Below are 16,043 nucleotides of genomic sequence, written 5' to 3'. Positions count from 1 at the left end.
GGACCTAGCCGTCGCCGTCCTCGACCCAGCACAGGCTCTTCTCCACGGCCTTGCGCCAGTTGTGGTACTCGCGTTCCCGCACCGATTCCTCCATGGCCGGAACCCACTCGGCGTCCTTCCGCCAGTGCGCCTTGAGCTCGTCCAGGTCGTTCCACACCCCGGTGGCGAGTCCGGCGGCGTACGCGGCGCCCAGGCAGGTCGTCTCCGACACCCGGGGCCGGATCACGGGCACGCCCAGCACGTCCGCCTGGTGCTGCATCAGCAGATTGTTCCTCGTCATCCCGCCGTCGACCTTCAGGGTGGTGATGGGCACCCCCGAGTCCTGGTACATGGCGTCCACGACCTCACGCGTCTGCCAGCTCGTGGCCTCCAGCACCGCGCGGGCGAGATGCGCCTTCGTCACGTACCGGGTCAGCCCCGTGACGACTCCGCGCGCGTCGGAGCGCCAGTACGGCGCGAACAGCCCAGAGAAGGCGGGCACGACGTACGCGCCGCCGTTGTCCTCGACACTCGCCGCCAGTGGCTCGATCTCGTCGGCGGTACGGATGATCCCGAGCTGATCCCGGAACCACTGGACGAGCGCGCCCGTTATGGCGATCGAGCCCTCCAGGCAGTAGACCGGCGCCGCTTCGCCGATCTTGTAGCCCATCGTCGTCAGCAGCCCGTTCTTCGACGGCACCGGCCGGTTGCCGGTGTTCAGCAGCAGGAAACTGCCCGTGCCGTACGTGTTCTTCGCCGCCCCCACGTCGTAGCACGCCTGCCCGAACACCGCTGCCTGCTGGTCACCGAGCGCCGACGCGACGGGTACGCCGGCGAGCGGGCCGACCGCCGTGCCGTACACCTCGGCGGACGACCGGATCTCGGGGAGGACGGCCTCGGGGACGTTCATCGCGGATAGAATGGAGGAGTCCCACTGAAGGGTGTTCAGGTTCATCAGCATGGTGCGCCCGGCGTTGGTCACGTCGGTGACGTGCCGGCCGCCGTCCGTGCCGCCCGTGAGGTTCCAGATCAGCCAGGAGTCGACGGTGCCGAAGGCGATCTCGCCGCGCTCGGCCCGCGCCCGCAGCCCCGGCACGTTGTCGAGCAGCCAGGCGGCCTTGGGCCCGGAGAAGTAGCTCGCCAGCGGCAGTCCGGTCCGCTCACGGAAGCGGTCCTGCCCGTCCGCGCCGCCCAGTTCGGCGCAGAGCGCGGCGGTGCGCGTGTCCTGCCACACGATGGCGTTGTGCACGGGCATGCCGGTCGCGCGGTCCCACAGCACCGTCGTCTCGCGCTGGTTGGTGATGCCGAGCGCGCTGAGCTGGTCGGCCCGCAGTCCGGCCTTGGCGAGCGCCCCGGCGACCACCGCCTGCACCTTGGACCAGATCTCGGTGGCGTCGTGCTCGACCCAGCCGGGCTTGGGGAAGATCTGGCGGTGCTCGCGCTGGTCGACGGCGACGATCGCGCCGCCGTGGTCGAAGATGATGCAGCGGCTCGACGTGGTGCCCTGGTCGATCGCGGCGACGTACCTCTCGGCGTTGTCCGTCATGGCCACCTCTCGGGCTCGGTTCAGAAGGCTGCGTTGTAGACGAGGCCGGCGAGTGCTCCTCCGATCAGCGGGCCGGCCACCGGGACCCAGGCGTAACCCCAGTCGGAGGTTCCCTTGTTCGGTATCGGCAGGAAGCTGTGCACGATGCGCGGGCCGAGGTCGCGCGCGGGGTTGATGGCGTACCCGGTCGGCCCGCCGAGCGAGAGACCGATGCCGACGACGAGCAGGGAGACGATCAGCGCCGTGGTGCCGGACTCGCCGAGTCCCTCGGTCAGCCCGAAGGCGAGGATCGGCAGGACCAGCGCGATCGTGGCGATGATCTCCGTGACCAGGTTGGCGACCGGGTGGCGGATCTCCGGGACGGTGGAGAACACGCCGAGCGTCGGCGTGGGCTCGTCGGCCGTCCCCTCGGTCGTTCCCGTCGTCCGGACGTTGGCCTGGAACTGCGCGAAGTAGACCAGGTAGGCGAGGACCGCGCCGAGCATCGCACCGATCATCTGCCCCAGCAGATAGACCCAGACCTCGCCCCACTCACCGGTGTCGACGGCGATCCCGAGGGTGACGGCCGGATTGAGATGCCCGCCGGAGAGCGGTGCGGCCGTGTACGCGCCCGCCAGCACCGCGAACCCCCAGCCGAACGCGATCACGATCCACCCGGAGGCCCGCGCCTTGGAGTGTCTGAGGGTGACGGCGGCGCACACGCCGGCACCGAAGAGGATCAGGATCGCGGTGCCGATGATCTCGCCGACGAGGATGTCTCCGTTGCTCATGGCGGCTCCTAGGCCCTGTCCCGGGGTGAACGACCCCGATGCCCTGTGCAGGATGCGGTTCCCGTTGCTCCCGTGGCTCTCTGGCTCAGTGGCTTGCGTGAAACGCCTGTGGGGGAGTGGGCCGTGGCTCAGGAGCCCATGCGGCGCGGCGCCGGAATACGCCGAGAATGTACGGCGATGTCGGCCGACACCGGGAAGTGTTCACCGGCGCCCAGGGACCGTCAAGGTCGGCGACCGCAACGGTTTTCGGTCACTTGTGCGGGCCGTGCCGCCGTGCACGGCACGGCCGTACCGACGGCCGCGGTACCGGCCGCCCGCGGGCCGATCAGCCTCGCCCCGGCTCCGACACGGCGCACCCCGCCTGCCGCGGCACCGACTCCACGCCCCGCAGAACCTCGTGCCCCGGCAGCCCCGCCCGCCCCAGCACCCAACTCGCCCCGGTCAGCGCCTTCGCGGCCCTCTTCAGCGGCGCCAGGGACGCGGCCACCTGCCGGTGATCCGCCACACTGCCCGGCCCGCACACCACCGTGGCCAGGGACAGCGTCACCGGCCGGCCGCCCGCCGACCAGGGCGCGTCGAGCACCGAGGCGGCGAGCCGATCGAGCCCCTCCGGGTCTCCCAGCACCAGGAAGTCGTCCCCGCCGATGTGCCCCACGCGAGTGCTGCCCGACGCCGCCAGCTGCAACGCCCGCCCCACCGAACGGATCAACTCGTCGCCCGCGGCGAACCCGGCGCCGTCGTTCACCTGCTTGAAGTGATCGACATCCAGCCAACTCACCGCGAACACCCGGCCGTCCGCGATCCGCCGGTCCACCTCGCCGGTGATCGCGTCCGAACCGGGCAGCCGCGTCAGCGGATTGAGCCCGGCCGCCTCCTCGACGCGGGACTCGGCCAGCGCCCGGACCAGATCCGCGAGCCGTACGACCCCCACGCACCGCCCGTGGACGTCGACCACCGCAACATCGTCCGACGTACGGTCCCGCGCGCCGTCCGCCACCACGTCCAGCACCTCCCAGGCGGTGGCGTCGACCCCGACCGTCCGCGGCGGATCGCCCAGCCGGGCGGCGGGCCGGTCGGCGTACAACGCGTGCCCGTACCGGCCCGACATCGACAGCAGGAACCGGGACCGGTGCACGGACCGGACCGGCACGCCCTCCCGGTCCACGAGCAGCACCCCCGACACGTCCGGCGACCCGGTCAGCAGGGCCCGCACCTGGGACGCGGACGCGGTGTCGGGCAGCAGCGCGGCCGGCCGCACGAACTCGCGCACCGACGGGCCCGACCGCGTCGCCCCCTCGAAGGCCGGGGAACGGGGCGGAACGTACACGTCCACCGCGGGCAGCCTGGCCGGCGGGGCGAACAGCAGGCCCTGGGCCAGTTGCGCCCCGGCCGACAACGCCGTCGCACACTGCAGCTCGGTCTCCACACCCTCGACGGCGAGCAGCGCCCCCGACTCGTCGCAGAGCGTCCGCATGGCCCGCACCGCGGCGGGCCGCGCCAGCAACGACCCGTCCAGCTTGACCAGGTCGGGCGCCAGATCCGTGAGCAGCCGCAGCGGTACGTCACCGTCGCCGACACCGTCCGCGCTGACCCGGAAGCCCTGCTCGCGCAGCGCGGCCACGGCCTCCAGCAGCGCCTGCTGCGGCACGTGGGTGTACGGCGGGCCGATGTCGACGGTCACCTCCCAGGGCAGCCGCCCCGCCGCGCGTACCGCGTCGTGCAGGGGCGCGAGCCCACCGAGGTCCGCGAGGGTCCCCGCGAACACGTTGACGTGCAGCGGCAGCAGCGTCTCGTGGCGAACCGCCGCCCGGACCGCCGACACGGCCAGCCGCCCGTCGAGTTCGGGGTCCCGACGTGCCTCGGCCAGGATGTCGCCGGCTTCCGGGCGGGCGAGGATCTCCAGTGCCGCGATCCCGCCGGTGGACAGGTTGACCACCGGTTGGAAAGCGAAGCGGAGCGTGTCCGACCAGGTGCGCACGGGAGCATGATGGCCCCGCCCGCGCACGCCCTGGCCCAGTTCATGAGACGTTCACGCAGCATTCCTGGTCGGTCACGCAGCGTACGTATGGCCTCCCTCGTCAGGGCTACGAGGGCGGGGTCGCGTTCGTACGCCCGCCGGACCGGCGTACGCGCTGCCCGAGTGCGCGCCCCGGCGTGACACCCCCCCTCACCGCACCGCGATCACCGCCGATCCGTGCCCGAACAGCCCCTGGTTGGCCGCGATGCCGACGCGCGCCCCCGCGATCTGCCGGTCGCCCGCGGTGCCCCTCAACTGCCAGGTCAGCTCGCAGGTCTGGGCGATCGCCTGGGCCGGACCGCCTCTCCGAAGGACGCCAGCCCGCCGCTGGGGTTCACCGGTGTGCGCCCGTCCGGCCCGGTCACGCCCTCGCGCAGCAGCTTCGCCGCCTCGCCCGCGCCGCACATCCCCAAATCCTCGTACCACTGCAGCTCGAGCGCGGTGGACAGGTCGTACACCTCGGCGAGCGACAGCTCCTCCGGGCCTATGCCCGCCTCCTCGTAGGCGGCCCGCGCGATCGACTCGCGGAAGGTCCCGGCCGGGGGATCCACGGCCACCGCGGAGTCGGTGGCGATGTCCGGGAGGTCCAGCACCGTGTTCGGGTAGCGCGGAGTCACCGTGGACACCGCCCGGATCCGCACCGGCTCCGTCAGTCCGCGCCGACGGGCGAAGTCCATCCCCGTCAGCACCACTGCCGCTCCGCCGTCCGACGTCGCGCAGATGTCGAGCAGCCGCAGCGGATCGGCGACCACCGGAGAGGCGGCCACCTCCTCGGCGGTGGTCCGCCGCCGGTAGCGCGCGTTCGGATTCAGCGCGCCCAGGGCCGCGTTCTTCACCTTGACCTGGGCGAAGTCCTCCAAGGTGTCGCCGTGCACCGCCATCCGACGGCGGGCGTACAGCCCGAGGTACGCCGGATTGGTCGCCCCCCAGCACACGGAAGCGCAGCCAGTCGGGTTCTTCCGGCCGGTCCCCGCCCGCCGGCCGGAAGAACCCCTTCGGCGCCGCGTCGGCGCCCACCACCAGCACGACATCCGCCAGCCCGGACAGGATCTGCGCCCGCGCGGTGTGCACGGCCTGCGCCCCCGACGCGCACGCCGCGTACACGCTCGTCACCCGGGCGCCCTGCCAGCCCAGCGCCTTGGCGAACGTCGCCCCGGACACATATCCCTGATAGCCGCCGCGCACCGTGTCGGCCCCGGCGACGGAGTCGACGTCCTGCCACCGCAGTCCCGCGTCCGCGAGCGCCGCGCGGGCCGCCGCCACGCCGTACTCGACGAAGCCGCGTCCCCACTTGCCCCAGGGGTGCATGCCCACGCCCAGCACCGCCACCTCGTCCGTCACGCAGTCACCCCCTTCGGCCGCCACTTCCACGTCGTCCACACCGTCTCCGCGTCCTCGTGCAGCACACCGGGGACGGCCTCCACCGGCATGCCCACCGCCAGGTCGTCGACGGTGATCCCGGGCACCGCCTGCCCCAGCACCACCAGCCGCTCGGCCGGCAACTCCACAGCGATCAACGCGTACGGCTCCCAGGAGAGTTCCCGGTCGCTCACGTAGGGTGACGGAGGCCGGTAGCGGCTGTCCGTGTAGGACCAGATCCGCCCCTCGCGCGAGCGCGGCACCTCCACCAGGTCCCCGCCGGGACAGCCGGGGTTGCGGCAGTGGATCTCCTCGCGCGGAAAGAACACCGAGCGGCACGCCGAGCAGCGTGTGCCCAGGAGCCGGAGGTCGTCCCCGTCGCCGGTGAACCAGCCGGAGACCACAGGAGTGCGGGTGCGCGCCAAAGGTCCTCCCCGAGCCGTTGTCTGACGGATCGTCAGAAGTGTGTCACGGCTGGACCGGGCACGGCAGAGGGCAAGCGGAACTCGGGTCCCCCCGATCGGGCGCGGACTGCATCCGATCGCTTCCCTGCTGTGACCCGCGCCTGATAGATGCAGGGGACATGACACGACTCTCTCTGATGGCCCGCGGCCTCGTCACCGCGGCCGCCGCCCTGCTCACCATGACCGCGGCCACCGCCACCGCACAGGCGAAGACCGAACCCACGGCCCCCGAGGACTTCGTGGCGCTGCGCAGCGTGGACCGGACGATCATCCAGGAGATGCGCTACTTCACCCCGCACAACTTCGTCGGCGAACGCATCGACGGCTACCGGCAGCCCCTGTGCGTCCTCACCCGCCCCGCCGCACAAGCCCTCCACAAGGCCCAGACGAAACTGCTGCGCCAGGGCCACACCCTCAAGGTCTACGACTGCTACCGGCCGCAGCGCGCGGTGGACCACTTCGTGCGCTGGGCGAAGGACCTCGACGACCAGCGGATGAAGGCCGAGTTCTACCCGAACGTCGACAAGACCCGTCTGTTCGCGGACGGTTACATCGCCGAGAAATCCGGCCACAGCCGAGGCTCCACCGTGGACCTCACCATCGTGAAGCTCCCCGCCAAACCCACCCGGCCGTACCTCCCCGGCGAGCCCCTCGTGCCCTGCTACGCGCCGCGGGACGAGCGATTCCCCGACAACTCCGTCGACATGGGCACCGGATTCGACTGCTTCGACACCCTCTCGCACACCCTCGACCCACGCGTCCAGGGCGAACAGCGCGCCAACCGGCTGCTGCTGAAGAGCACCCTGGAAGACCTCGGATTCGTGAACCTTGCCGAGGAGTGGTGGCACTTCACCTACAAGCCCGAGCCCTACCCGGACACCTACTTCGACTTCCCCGTGTCCGCGAAATCCCTCCACCACGGGCACTGAGCCTCCGCCCCACGACGCCCTCTCCGCGATCGGATACAGTCCGCGGCGTGTCCGAAACCCAAACCCCCAACCTCAACTCCGTGCCGGGCTCCCACTGTTCGAGCTGCGGATCGCCCTATGGAGAGGGCGTCTCCGGCTGGCCCCGCACCTGCCCGGCCTGCGGCACCGTCGCCTACCGCAACCCACTGCCGGTCGCGGTAGCCGTCCAGCCCGTCTACGACACCCAGGGCACCGCCCTGGTCGTCATCACCCGCACCATCGCCCCCGCGCGGGGAGGCATCGCGTTGCCCGGCGGCTACATCGACGACCGAGAGGACTGGCGCCAGGCCGTCGTCCGCGAGCTCGGGGAGGAGACCGGTATCGACGCCGCGGCCCGCGACGTGCGGCTCATCGACGCCATGAGCTCTCCCGACGGCCACCTGCTGCTGTTCGGGCTCCTCCCGGAGCGGCCCGCCGACGGCCTGCCCGCCTCCGCCGTCACCGACGAGACAGGCGGCTGGCACCTCCTGCGCAGGCCAGAGGAGCTGGCCTTCCCCCTGCACACCCTCGTCGCGCGGGCCTGGTTCGAGGGCCGCTACGTCTGAGGCCGGTCCGCCCGAGTCCCGCGCACCCGCACCGGGTAGAACGGCTCGCCCATGCCGCCCTCGCCCTCCCGCTCGACCACCACCCGCCGGCCCGCCCGGCGGGTCACATAGCGCTCGATCTCCGGCTCCTGCCGGCCCTCCCCGGCGTCCGGCACCACCAGCCCGCCCCCGGTACGCCCCGGCGCGGGAGCCCACACCTCCAGCTCCAGCCCACCGTCGTCGCCCCGTACGGGGACGACCGAGCCCGCACGCGCGAATACCGGGACACGCGACAAGGGCGCCTCCATGAGCACCTGCGCCGGCCCCTCGTACGCCCGCTCCGTCACCGTGTCGTACCACCGCCCCCGCGGCAGCTGCACCGCCCGCCGGTCCGTCCCCGGGTCGAGCACCGGCGCCACCAGCAGACAGTCACCGAGCAGGAAGGCGTCCTCGCAGTCCCGCAGCGCCCGGTCCTCCGGCGCCCCCCACCACAAAGGCCGCACATAAGGAGCCCCGGTACGCCGCGCCAGATGCGCCAGCGTCACGAAGTACGGCAGCAGCCGGCGACGCTCCAGCAGCGCCACGCGCGCGTGCTCCAGCACCTCGGGGCCGAACTCCCACGGCTCCCTGCGCCCCGCCCGCATACTCGCGTGGGTCCGGAACAGCGGCAGATACGCGCCCAGCTGGAACCAGCGCAGATACAGCTCGGGCGACGGACTCCCGTCGTAACCGCCCACGTCGGGACCCGAGTACGGCACCCCGCACAGCCCCAGCCCCATCACCAGGGACAGCGACGCCCGCAGCCCCGGCCAGCCCGTCGCCACATCACCCGACCACGTCCCGCCGTAGCGCTGCATACCGGCCCAGCCGGAGCGCGAGAAGACGAACGGGCGCTGTCCCGGCGCCAGCTCGGCCAGCCCCTCGTACGCGGCCCTCGCCATGCACAGCGCGTACACGTTGTGCGCCTCGCGATGGTCGCCCCCGCGCCCCTCCAGACAGTGCCGTGCCGAACGCGGCAGCGTCGTCTCCCCGAACGCGGCGAACGACGTCGGCTCGTTCATGTCGTGCCAGAAGCCGGAGAAGCCCTGGGCCAGCCGCTCCTCGTAGAGACGTCCCCACCACCGCCGCACGCGCGCGTGCGTGAAGTCCGGGAACACCGACTCCCCGGCCCAGACGACGCCCCGGACGGTCCGTCCAGAGGCGTCCCGCACGAACGCCTCCTCCGCCGCGCCGCCGTCGTACACGGCGTCGCCCGGCTCGGCCTTCACCGCCGGGTCGACGATCGACACCAGCCGGACGCCGTCGCGCCGCAGCTCCTCGGCCAGCTGCGGCAGCTTCGGGAAGCGGTCGGGATCGACGGTGAAGACCCGGTGCTCCTCGTAGTGATCGATGTCCAGATGCACCGCGTCCAGGGGCAGACCACGCTCCTGGTACCCCGCGACGATCCGCCGCACCTCCTGCTCGCTGCCGAAACCCCACCGCGCGTGATGGTGGCCGAGCGCCCAGGCCGGCGGCAGCGCGGGCGCCCCCGTCAGCGAGGCCCAGGTGAGCAGCACGCGCGCGGGGGTCCCCACCATCACCCAGCAGCGCAGCGGGCCACCGTCCATCCGCAGCTCGCTCGCACCGGCCCGGTCGTGCCCGGAACCCGCGCCCTCCTCGCCCTCCCGCAGCAGCACGGTGCCGTCCCACGTGGTGTCGTGGAACATCAGATGCGTCCCCACGTCCGCCACCACCAGCTGCACCGGCATCGTGACGTACAGCGGATCGTCCCCGGGGCCGAAGGCATGCCCCGGGTCGGTGTTCCAGAGCCGGTACACGCCGTCCCGCAGCCGAGGCCCCGATGCCCGCCCGCCCAGCCCGAAGAACCGCGCGTCCGCGGCCACCTCCGACCGCTGCATCCAGCGCGCCCCGCCCCCGCCGACCGGCTCCCACCACCGGGGCGGCAGATCACGACGCAGGGTCACCCCGCCCGGTGTCCGCACCTCGACCGCCCCGTGCCGCGAGACCACGACCGTCATGCGCTCGGCCACGACCCGCCAGCCACCGTCCTTGTCGGGCTCCAGCACGGCCCGCGGATCAGGCTCCGGACAGCGTCCCGCGAGCGCGTACGACGGCTCCGGACCGGCCCCGTCCCAGCCCCAGAACACCGCCCCGCTCACCGTCACGGTGATCCGCAGCTCGGAACGGTCGAACCGCAGAATGCCCCCACCGGGGCCCGGCTCCGCCCCCCGCAGCACGCCGGGCACCCGCGCGCGCTCCACACCGCGCGGCGGCAGCCCCGCAGCATCGGCACGGCTCCGGCGCCACGCCGCCCGTACGGTACGCAACCCCTGCGCCGCCCCCAATGAACCGACCGCCTTTATCGAACGCACCAGGTCACGACCGTCCATGCTGCTCACCCTGCCACTGTCCGGCCGACGCGCGCGTCCCGTTCAACTTCCGTTCACCCGTGCCAGGACCACATCTTCACGACACGGAGTATGTGGGGCGGACCCTGGTGTAGAAATCGATCACATGGCATCGTCCGTGTCAGCCGCGTCACGCGCACACCCCAGCCCGTGCGCGGAGGACGCACACGACGCGCACAGTCCGGGAGCCGCCCATGTCGACCGTCAACCCGCAGCCGCTCTGGCAGCCAGATCCGGAACGCATCGCCCAGGCACAGGTCACCAGATTCCAGGCCTGGGCCGCCGAGCACCACGGCGCCCCCGCCGAGGGCGGCTACGCCGCACTGCACCGCTGGTCCGTCGACGAGCTGGACACGTTCTGGAAAGCCGTCACCGAATGGTTCGACGTCCGCTTCTCCACCCCCTACGCGCGCGTGCTGGGCGATCGCACCATGCCCGGCGCCCAGTGGTTCCCCGACGCGACCCTCAACTACGCCGAGCACGCGCTCCGCGCGACCGCGACCCGCGCGGACGAACCCGCCCTCCTCTGCGTCGACGAAACCCACGAGCCCCGCGCGGTGACCTGGCGCGAGCTGCGCCGCCAGGTGGGTTCCCTGGCCGCCGAACTGCGCTCCCTCGGCGTGCGCCCCGGCGACCGCGTCAGCGGCTACCTGCCCAACATCCCCGAAGCCGTCGTCGCGCTCCTGGCCACCGCCGCGGTGGGCGGCGTCTGGACTTCCTGCGCCCCCGACTTCGGCGCCCGCAGCGTCCTGGACCGCTTCCAGCAGGTCGAACCCGTCGTCCTGTTCACCGTCGACGGCTACCGCTACGGCGGCAAGCAGCACGACCGCCGCGACATCGTCGCCGAACTGCGCCGCGAGCTGCCCACCCTCCGAGCCGTCGTCCACATCCCCCTCCTCGGCACCGACGCCCCCGCCGGAGCCGTGGAATGGTCGGCACTGACGAGCGCCGAAGTGGAACCCGACTTCGAACAGGTCCCCTTCGACCACCCCCTGTGGGTGCTGTACTCCTCCGGCACCACCGGCCTGCCCAAGCCGATCGTCCAGTCCCAGGGCGGCATCCTCGTCGAGCACCTGAAGCAGCTCGGCCTGCACTGCGACCTGGGCCCCGAGGACCGTTTCTTCTGGTACACCTCGACGGGCTGGATGATGTGGAACTTCCTCGTCTCCGGCCTCCTCACCGGCACCACGATCGTCCTCTACGACGGCAGCCCCGGATACCCCGACACCGGCGCCCAGTGGCGGATCGCCGAACGCACCCGAGCCACCCTCTACGGCACCTCCGCGGCCTACGTCATGGCATGCCGCAAGGCGGAGGTGCACCCCGGACGGGACTACGACCTCTCCGCGGTGCGCTGCGTGGCGACCACCGGCTCCCCGCTGCCGCCCGACGGCTTCCGCTGGCTGCACGACGAGGTCCGCGACGACCTGTGGATCGCCTCCGTCAGCGGCGGCACCGACGTCTGCTCCTGCTTCGCCGGCGCCGTCCCCACGCTCCCCGTGCACATCGGCGAACTCCAGGCACCCGGGCTCGGCACCGACCTGCAGTCCTGGGACCCGAGCGGCAACCCACTGACCGACGAGGTCGGCGAGCTGGTGGTCACCAACCCCATGCCGTCCATGCCGATCTACTTCTGGAACGACCCCGACGGCAGCCGCTACCACGACAGCTACTTCGACACCTACCCCGGCGTGTGGCGCCACGGCGACTGGATCACCGTCACCTCCCGCGGCTCCGTGATCATCCACGGCCGCTCCGACTCCACACTCAACCGGCAGGGCGTGCGCATGGGGTCGGCCGACATCTACGAGGCCGTCGAACGCCTCCCCGAGATCAAGGAATCGCTCGTCATCGGCATCGAGCAACCCGACGGCGGCTACTGGATGCCCCTCTTCGTGCACCTCGCCCCCGGAGCCGCGCTCGACGACGACCTCCTCGACCGGATCAAGCAGACCATCCGCGCCGAGCTCTCACCGCGCCACCTCCCCGACGAGATCATCGAGGTGCCCGGCATCCCGCACACCCTCACCGGCAAGCGCATCGAGGTCCCGGTCAAGCGCCTCCTCCAGGGCACACCACTGGAGAAGGCGGTCAACCCGGGCTCCATCGACAACCTCGACCTGCTGCACTTCTACGAGGACCTGGCCCGCAAGCGCGCCTGACGCCCCGACGCCGGCCACTCTCCGCAGACGGCCTCGGGCTCGCCGACCACCACACCGAGCCCGAGGCGACTGCGTTGACCTGCACTTTCCCCCCTCGCTCGGTCGCGTCCAGCGTCACGCGAAGCCCGTTGTCAGTGCCACCAGTTACTGTGAGTGAGCATTGATCGACTGCGCACAGGGGGAAACATGGCGCACACCGACCACCTGACCATGCGACGCGTCCTGCGCCGCGAGATCGCCGGCACCATCGGGCTCCTCACCGACGAGCACGACTTCCGTGCCATGCGGCGCTACCGCAGCTTCACCTTCGACGACCACCAGACCTACCTGGACCAGATCGAGGCCCTGCTCAAGATCCGAGCGTCCCAGGGCAGCCACACAGCGGTGGCCCTGTTCGACCCCCAGGAGTACGCCGACTACTGCGCGGAAACAGGCCTGGACCCGGACATCCCGTCGAGCCGGAGCCGCTTCACAGCCGAACTGGCCGCCACAGGCCCCACCATCGCCTACGAAGGCCAGCCCCTCACCGACCTCGTCCCCGCACTCATCGACGAGGCCGTACGACAGGCGACCTGGGACTACGCCTCCACCCTTCTCGCCCGCCTCGGCTCCTGCCCCACCTGCGGCGAGGACTTCGGACGCTCCGCCTTCACCCGCGCCTCCGCTCTCCTCCTCCGCATCCTCGACACAGCCCCACAGGGGAGCCACCACCTCGTCTGCAGCATCTCGAGCACCGCCGAGACCCTCGTCGCCGTCCTGCACGCCGACGACCGCGACGGCACCACCGAACTCGACGAGAGCGAAGCCCTCGAATTCACCACCGTCCTGGCCCTCGGCCTCGCCACCCACAGCCCGGGCGGCCTCGTCATGCGCACCACCGCCCCCGGAACCGCCGACCGCGTCTACGGCTGGCGCGTGCGCGGCAACCGGCTGGAACCCCTCACCGCCGGCGAGGTCTTCGACGCCTACTGCACCGACGCCCAGACCGGAGACCTCATCTCCCCCGAATCGGGAGTCGACTACTGCGAGCCCCCCGACCTCGGAGAGGAGGACGGCCCCGCCCCGGCCCACCAGCACTGAACGCGCCAGGGGCGCCCCACCCGAAGGTGGAGCGCCCCTGCACACCCGCCGACATCCGGCCGGGCCGGACTCACTCGCCGGACAGCACCGCCTGAGCGGCGTTGCGAGCCTCCTCGGCGGTGTCCGCCGCACGCGCGGCCGCCGCCGCACGCTCGCACTGCGCCAGCGTGTACTTCGCCAGCGTCGCCCGAACGTAAGGAATGGACGCCGCCCCCATGGACAGGGAGGTCACACCGAGACCGGTCAGCACACAGGCCAGCAGCGGGTCGGACGCGGCCTCACCACAGACACCGCAGCTCTTGCCCTCGGCCTTGGCCGCCTCCGCAGACAGCGCGACCAGGTCCAGCAGCGCCGGCTGCCACGGATCCTGCAGCCGCGACACCGCGCCCACCTGGCGGTCGGCGGCGAAGGTGTACTGCGCGAGGTCGTTCGTCCCCAGCGACAGGAACTCGACCTCCTGAAGGATCGAGCGCGCCCGCAGCGCGGCCGACGGGATCTCCACCATCGCGCCGAACTTGGCCCGCAGCCCGGCCTCCCGGCAGGCGTCGGCGAACGCCTTGGCGTCGGTACGGTCCGCCACCATCGGGGCCATCACCTCGAGGTAGACCGGCAGACCCTCGGCCGCCTTCGCCAGCGCGGTCAGCTGGGTGCGCAGCACCTCCGGGTGGTCCAGAAGCGTCCGCAGACCACGCACACCCAGCGCCGGGTTCGGCTCGTCCGCCGGCGTCAGGAAGTCCAGCGGCTTGTCCGCACCGGCGTCCAGCACGCGCACCACGACCCGGCCCTCGGGGAACACCTCGAGCACCTGCCGGTAGGCCTCGACCTGCTTGTCCTCGGAAGGAGCCTTCTTGTTGTCGTCCAGGAACAGGAACTCGGTCCGGAAGAGACCGACACCCTCGGCACCCGCCTCGACCGCGGCGGCCACATCCGCCGGACCGCCGATGTTGGCGAGCAGCGGCACCTTGTGACCGTCGGAGGTGGCACCCGGGCCGGTCGACGCGGCCAGCGCGGCCTTGCGCTCCGCGGCCGCGGCCGTCAGCCGCGCCTTCTTGTCCTCACTGGGGTTCACGAAGATCTCACCGGTGCTGCCGTCGACCGCGACGACCGTGCCCTCGGCGAGCTCCCCGGCACCCGGCAGCGCCACCACGGCCGGCACTCCCAGCGCCCGCGCCAGAATCGCGCTGTGGCTGGTCGGTCCACCCTCCTCGGTCACGAAGCCCAGCACAAGGGTCGGGTCCAGCAGCGCAGTGTCGGCCGGCGCCAGGTCACGGGCGACCAGGACGTACGGCTCGTCACTGTCCGGCACACCCGGCATCGGCACGCCCAGCAGCCGGGCGACGATACGATTCCGCACGTCGTCCAGGTCGGCCACACGACCGGCCAGGTACTCGCCGGCACCCGCCAGCAGATCGCGGTACGCCGCGAACGCGTCGTACACCGCCCGCTCGGCCGTGCTGCCCACGGCGATCCGCCGGTCCACGTCAGCGATCAGCTCGGGGTCCTGGGCCATCATGGCCTGAGCCTCGAGAACCGCCTGGGCTTCGCCCCCCGCCAGATTGCCGCGCGCAATCAGGTCGGCCGCCACAGCTTCGACGGCCTGGCGGGCGCGCCCCTGCTCACGCTCCGCCTCCTCCGCCGGGATCTGCTTGGCCGGCGGCTCGAGCACCGCCGTTCCCATGTGCCGAACCTCGCCGATCGCCACTCCGTGGCTCACGCCGACGCCTCGCAGCGTTGTCTCCATCTCACCCGTCTCCGATAAGTGCGGCGGGTCCCGCCGCCGCGGTGGTTGTCCTACCTGGCCGCCCTAAGACGGCAGTGACGTCACTTCCAGACGAAGAGACTGTCGCCGGCCTTGACGTCGCCGTCCTCACGGAGCTCGGACAGAGCCTCGGCGGTGGCCTCCAGCGCCACGACCGGGCAGACCGGGGACTTGCCCGCCGCCTCGACGGCCGCCGGGTCCCAGCGCACGACGGCCTGGCCGCGCGTGACGGTGTCGCCCTTGTTCACCAGCAGCTCGAAGCCCTCGCCATTGAGCTGCACGGTGTCGATGCCGAGGTGGGTGAGCACGCCGTGCCCGTCCGAGTCGACGACCACGAAGGCGTGCGGGTGCAGAGAAACGATGACTCCGTCGACGGGCGAGACCGCTTCGGAAGGCTCACGCACGGGGTCGATGGCGGTACCCGGGCCGACCATGGCCCCGGAGAAGACCGGATCCGGCACGGCTGCCAGTCCGATGGCGCGTCCTGCCAGCGGCGAGGTCACGGTGGTCATGGGAAACCTCCCAGGGGTGGAGATATATGGGCCGTCACTGCCTGTCCCGGACGGCGCACTGAGCAGCAGGGTATGTCATAGGAAGTACCGGTTCGTATGAGTGGGCCCGATTAGAGGTCTAGACCACATCCTCCATCGATTTGCACCTGCTCGACGGCCCCGTGTACAGTCGTACTCCTGCTTGAGGCTGAGCGACGCGACCGAGCGTCCTTGCCCGGCGGCACCCAACTTGTCAGATCCTATCTCGGGGTCTCCTTCTGCATGTCTGCGGGAGGGTGGTCAGAGAGACGGAAAAACACTGATAGAGTTTGGAACACCGAAGGGAAGCGCCCGGAGGAAAGCCCGAGAGGGTGAGTACAAAGGAAGCGACCGTTCCTTGAGAACTCAACAGCGTGCCAAAAGTCAACGCCAGATATGTTGATACCCCGTCCATCGGACAACCGATGGTCGAGGTTCCTTTGAAAAAACACAGCGAGGACGCTGTGTGCGAGGGGA

General features: G+C 71.5%; 11 protein-coding genes and 1 pseudogene. 4 read left to right on the top strand and 8 right to left on the bottom strand.

Annotated features, from left to right (window positions below; translation table 11 throughout):
- Nucleotides 1-4: 4 nt before the first annotated feature.
- From glpK to AMK31_RS19275, 5 genes and pseudogenes are all read right to left on the bottom strand, one after another.
- Entirely contained in the window at nucleotides 5-1,525 is a 1,521-nt protein-coding gene (gene glpK, locus AMK31_RS19295; RefSeq protein WP_073941827.1) for a glycerol kinase GlpK, read from the bottom strand.
- A 20-nt stretch (nucleotides 1,526-1,545) separates the two neighbouring features.
- The gene (locus AMK31_RS19290; RefSeq protein WP_073941826.1) at nucleotides 1,546-2,295 is read right to left on the bottom strand and encodes an MIP/aquaporin family protein; all 750 of its coding nucleotides are present in this window, start codon (nucleotides 2,293-2,295) and stop codon (nucleotides 1,546-1,548) included.
- Nucleotides 2,296-2,620: 325 nt separating this feature from the next.
- Nucleotides 2,621-4,273: a GGDEF domain-containing protein gene (locus tag AMK31_RS19285; protein WP_073941825.1), complete on the bottom strand. Its 1,653-nt coding sequence runs from the start codon at nucleotides 4,271-4,273 to the stop codon at nucleotides 2,621-2,623.
- 189 nt (nucleotides 4,274-4,462) lie between these two features.
- A pseudogene (locus tag AMK31_RS19280) lies at nucleotides 4,463-5,653 on the bottom strand (lipid-transfer protein).
- On the bottom strand, nucleotides 5,650-6,075 hold the full coding sequence (locus tag AMK31_RS19275) for a Zn-ribbon domain-containing OB-fold protein (RefSeq protein WP_073941824.1): 426 nt from the start codon (nucleotides 6,073-6,075) through the stop codon (nucleotides 5,650-5,652). The pseudogene AMK31_RS19280 and the gene AMK31_RS19275 overlap by 4 nt, the downstream one beginning before the upstream one ends.
- A 179-nt stretch (nucleotides 6,076-6,254) precedes the next feature.
- Between AMK31_RS19275 and AMK31_RS19270 the strand changes: the two genes are divergently transcribed.
- On the top strand, nucleotides 6,255-7,064 hold the full coding sequence (locus AMK31_RS19270) for a M15 family metallopeptidase (protein ID WP_079186876.1): 810 nt from the start codon (nucleotides 6,255-6,257) through the stop codon (nucleotides 7,062-7,064).
- A gap of 47 nt (nucleotides 7,065-7,111) precedes the next feature.
- Nucleotides 7,112-7,648 carry an NUDIX domain-containing protein gene (locus tag AMK31_RS19265; protein WP_073941823.1) on the top strand — a complete coding sequence of 179 codons (537 nt, stop codon included), beginning with the start codon at nucleotides 7,112-7,114 and terminating at the stop codon, nucleotides 7,646-7,648.
- On the opposite strand, the gene AMK31_RS19260 is transcribed toward AMK31_RS19265, so the two are convergent.
- On the bottom strand, nucleotides 7,639-10,017 hold the full coding sequence (locus AMK31_RS19260) for a glycoside hydrolase family 31 protein (RefSeq protein ID WP_073941822.1): 2,379 nt from the start codon (nucleotides 10,015-10,017) through the stop codon (nucleotides 7,639-7,641). The genes AMK31_RS19265 and AMK31_RS19260 overlap by 10 nt on opposite strands.
- Nucleotides 10,018-10,229: 212 nt before the next feature.
- Between AMK31_RS19260 and AMK31_RS19255 the strand changes: the two genes are divergently transcribed.
- Nucleotides 10,230-12,197, top strand: coding sequence for an acetoacetate--CoA ligase (locus AMK31_RS19255; RefSeq protein WP_073941821.1), 1,968 nt, complete (start codon nucleotides 10,230-10,232; stop codon nucleotides 12,195-12,197).
- A 186-nt stretch (nucleotides 12,198-12,383) separates the two neighbouring features.
- On the top strand, nucleotides 12,384-13,277 hold the full coding sequence (locus tag AMK31_RS19250; RefSeq protein ID WP_073941820.1) for a hypothetical protein: 894 nt from the start codon (nucleotides 12,384-12,386) through the stop codon (nucleotides 13,275-13,277).
- Nucleotides 13,278-13,347: 70 nt separating this feature from the next.
- Here the strand turns inward: AMK31_RS19250 and ptsP are convergent, their stop codons facing one another.
- Nucleotides 13,348-15,018: a phosphoenolpyruvate--protein phosphotransferase gene (gene ptsP, locus AMK31_RS19245; protein WP_073941819.1), complete on the bottom strand. Its 1,671-nt coding sequence runs from the start codon at nucleotides 15,016-15,018 to the stop codon at nucleotides 13,348-13,350.
- 80 nt (nucleotides 15,019-15,098) lie between these two features.
- The gene (locus tag AMK31_RS19240) at nucleotides 15,099-15,548 is read right to left on the bottom strand and encodes a PTS sugar transporter subunit IIA (protein WP_073941818.1); all 450 of its coding nucleotides are present in this window, start codon (nucleotides 15,546-15,548) and stop codon (nucleotides 15,099-15,101) included.
- Nucleotides 15,549-16,043: the final 495 nt, after the last annotated feature.

It is taken from the genome of Streptomyces sp. TSRI0107, from assembly GCF_001905845.1.
GTDB lineage: Bacteria > Actinomycetota > Actinomycetes > Streptomycetales > Streptomycetaceae > Streptomyces.
The sequence above is the reverse complement of the archived record's forward strand: the minus strand, read 5'-3'. Positions and strand labels throughout refer to the sequence as shown.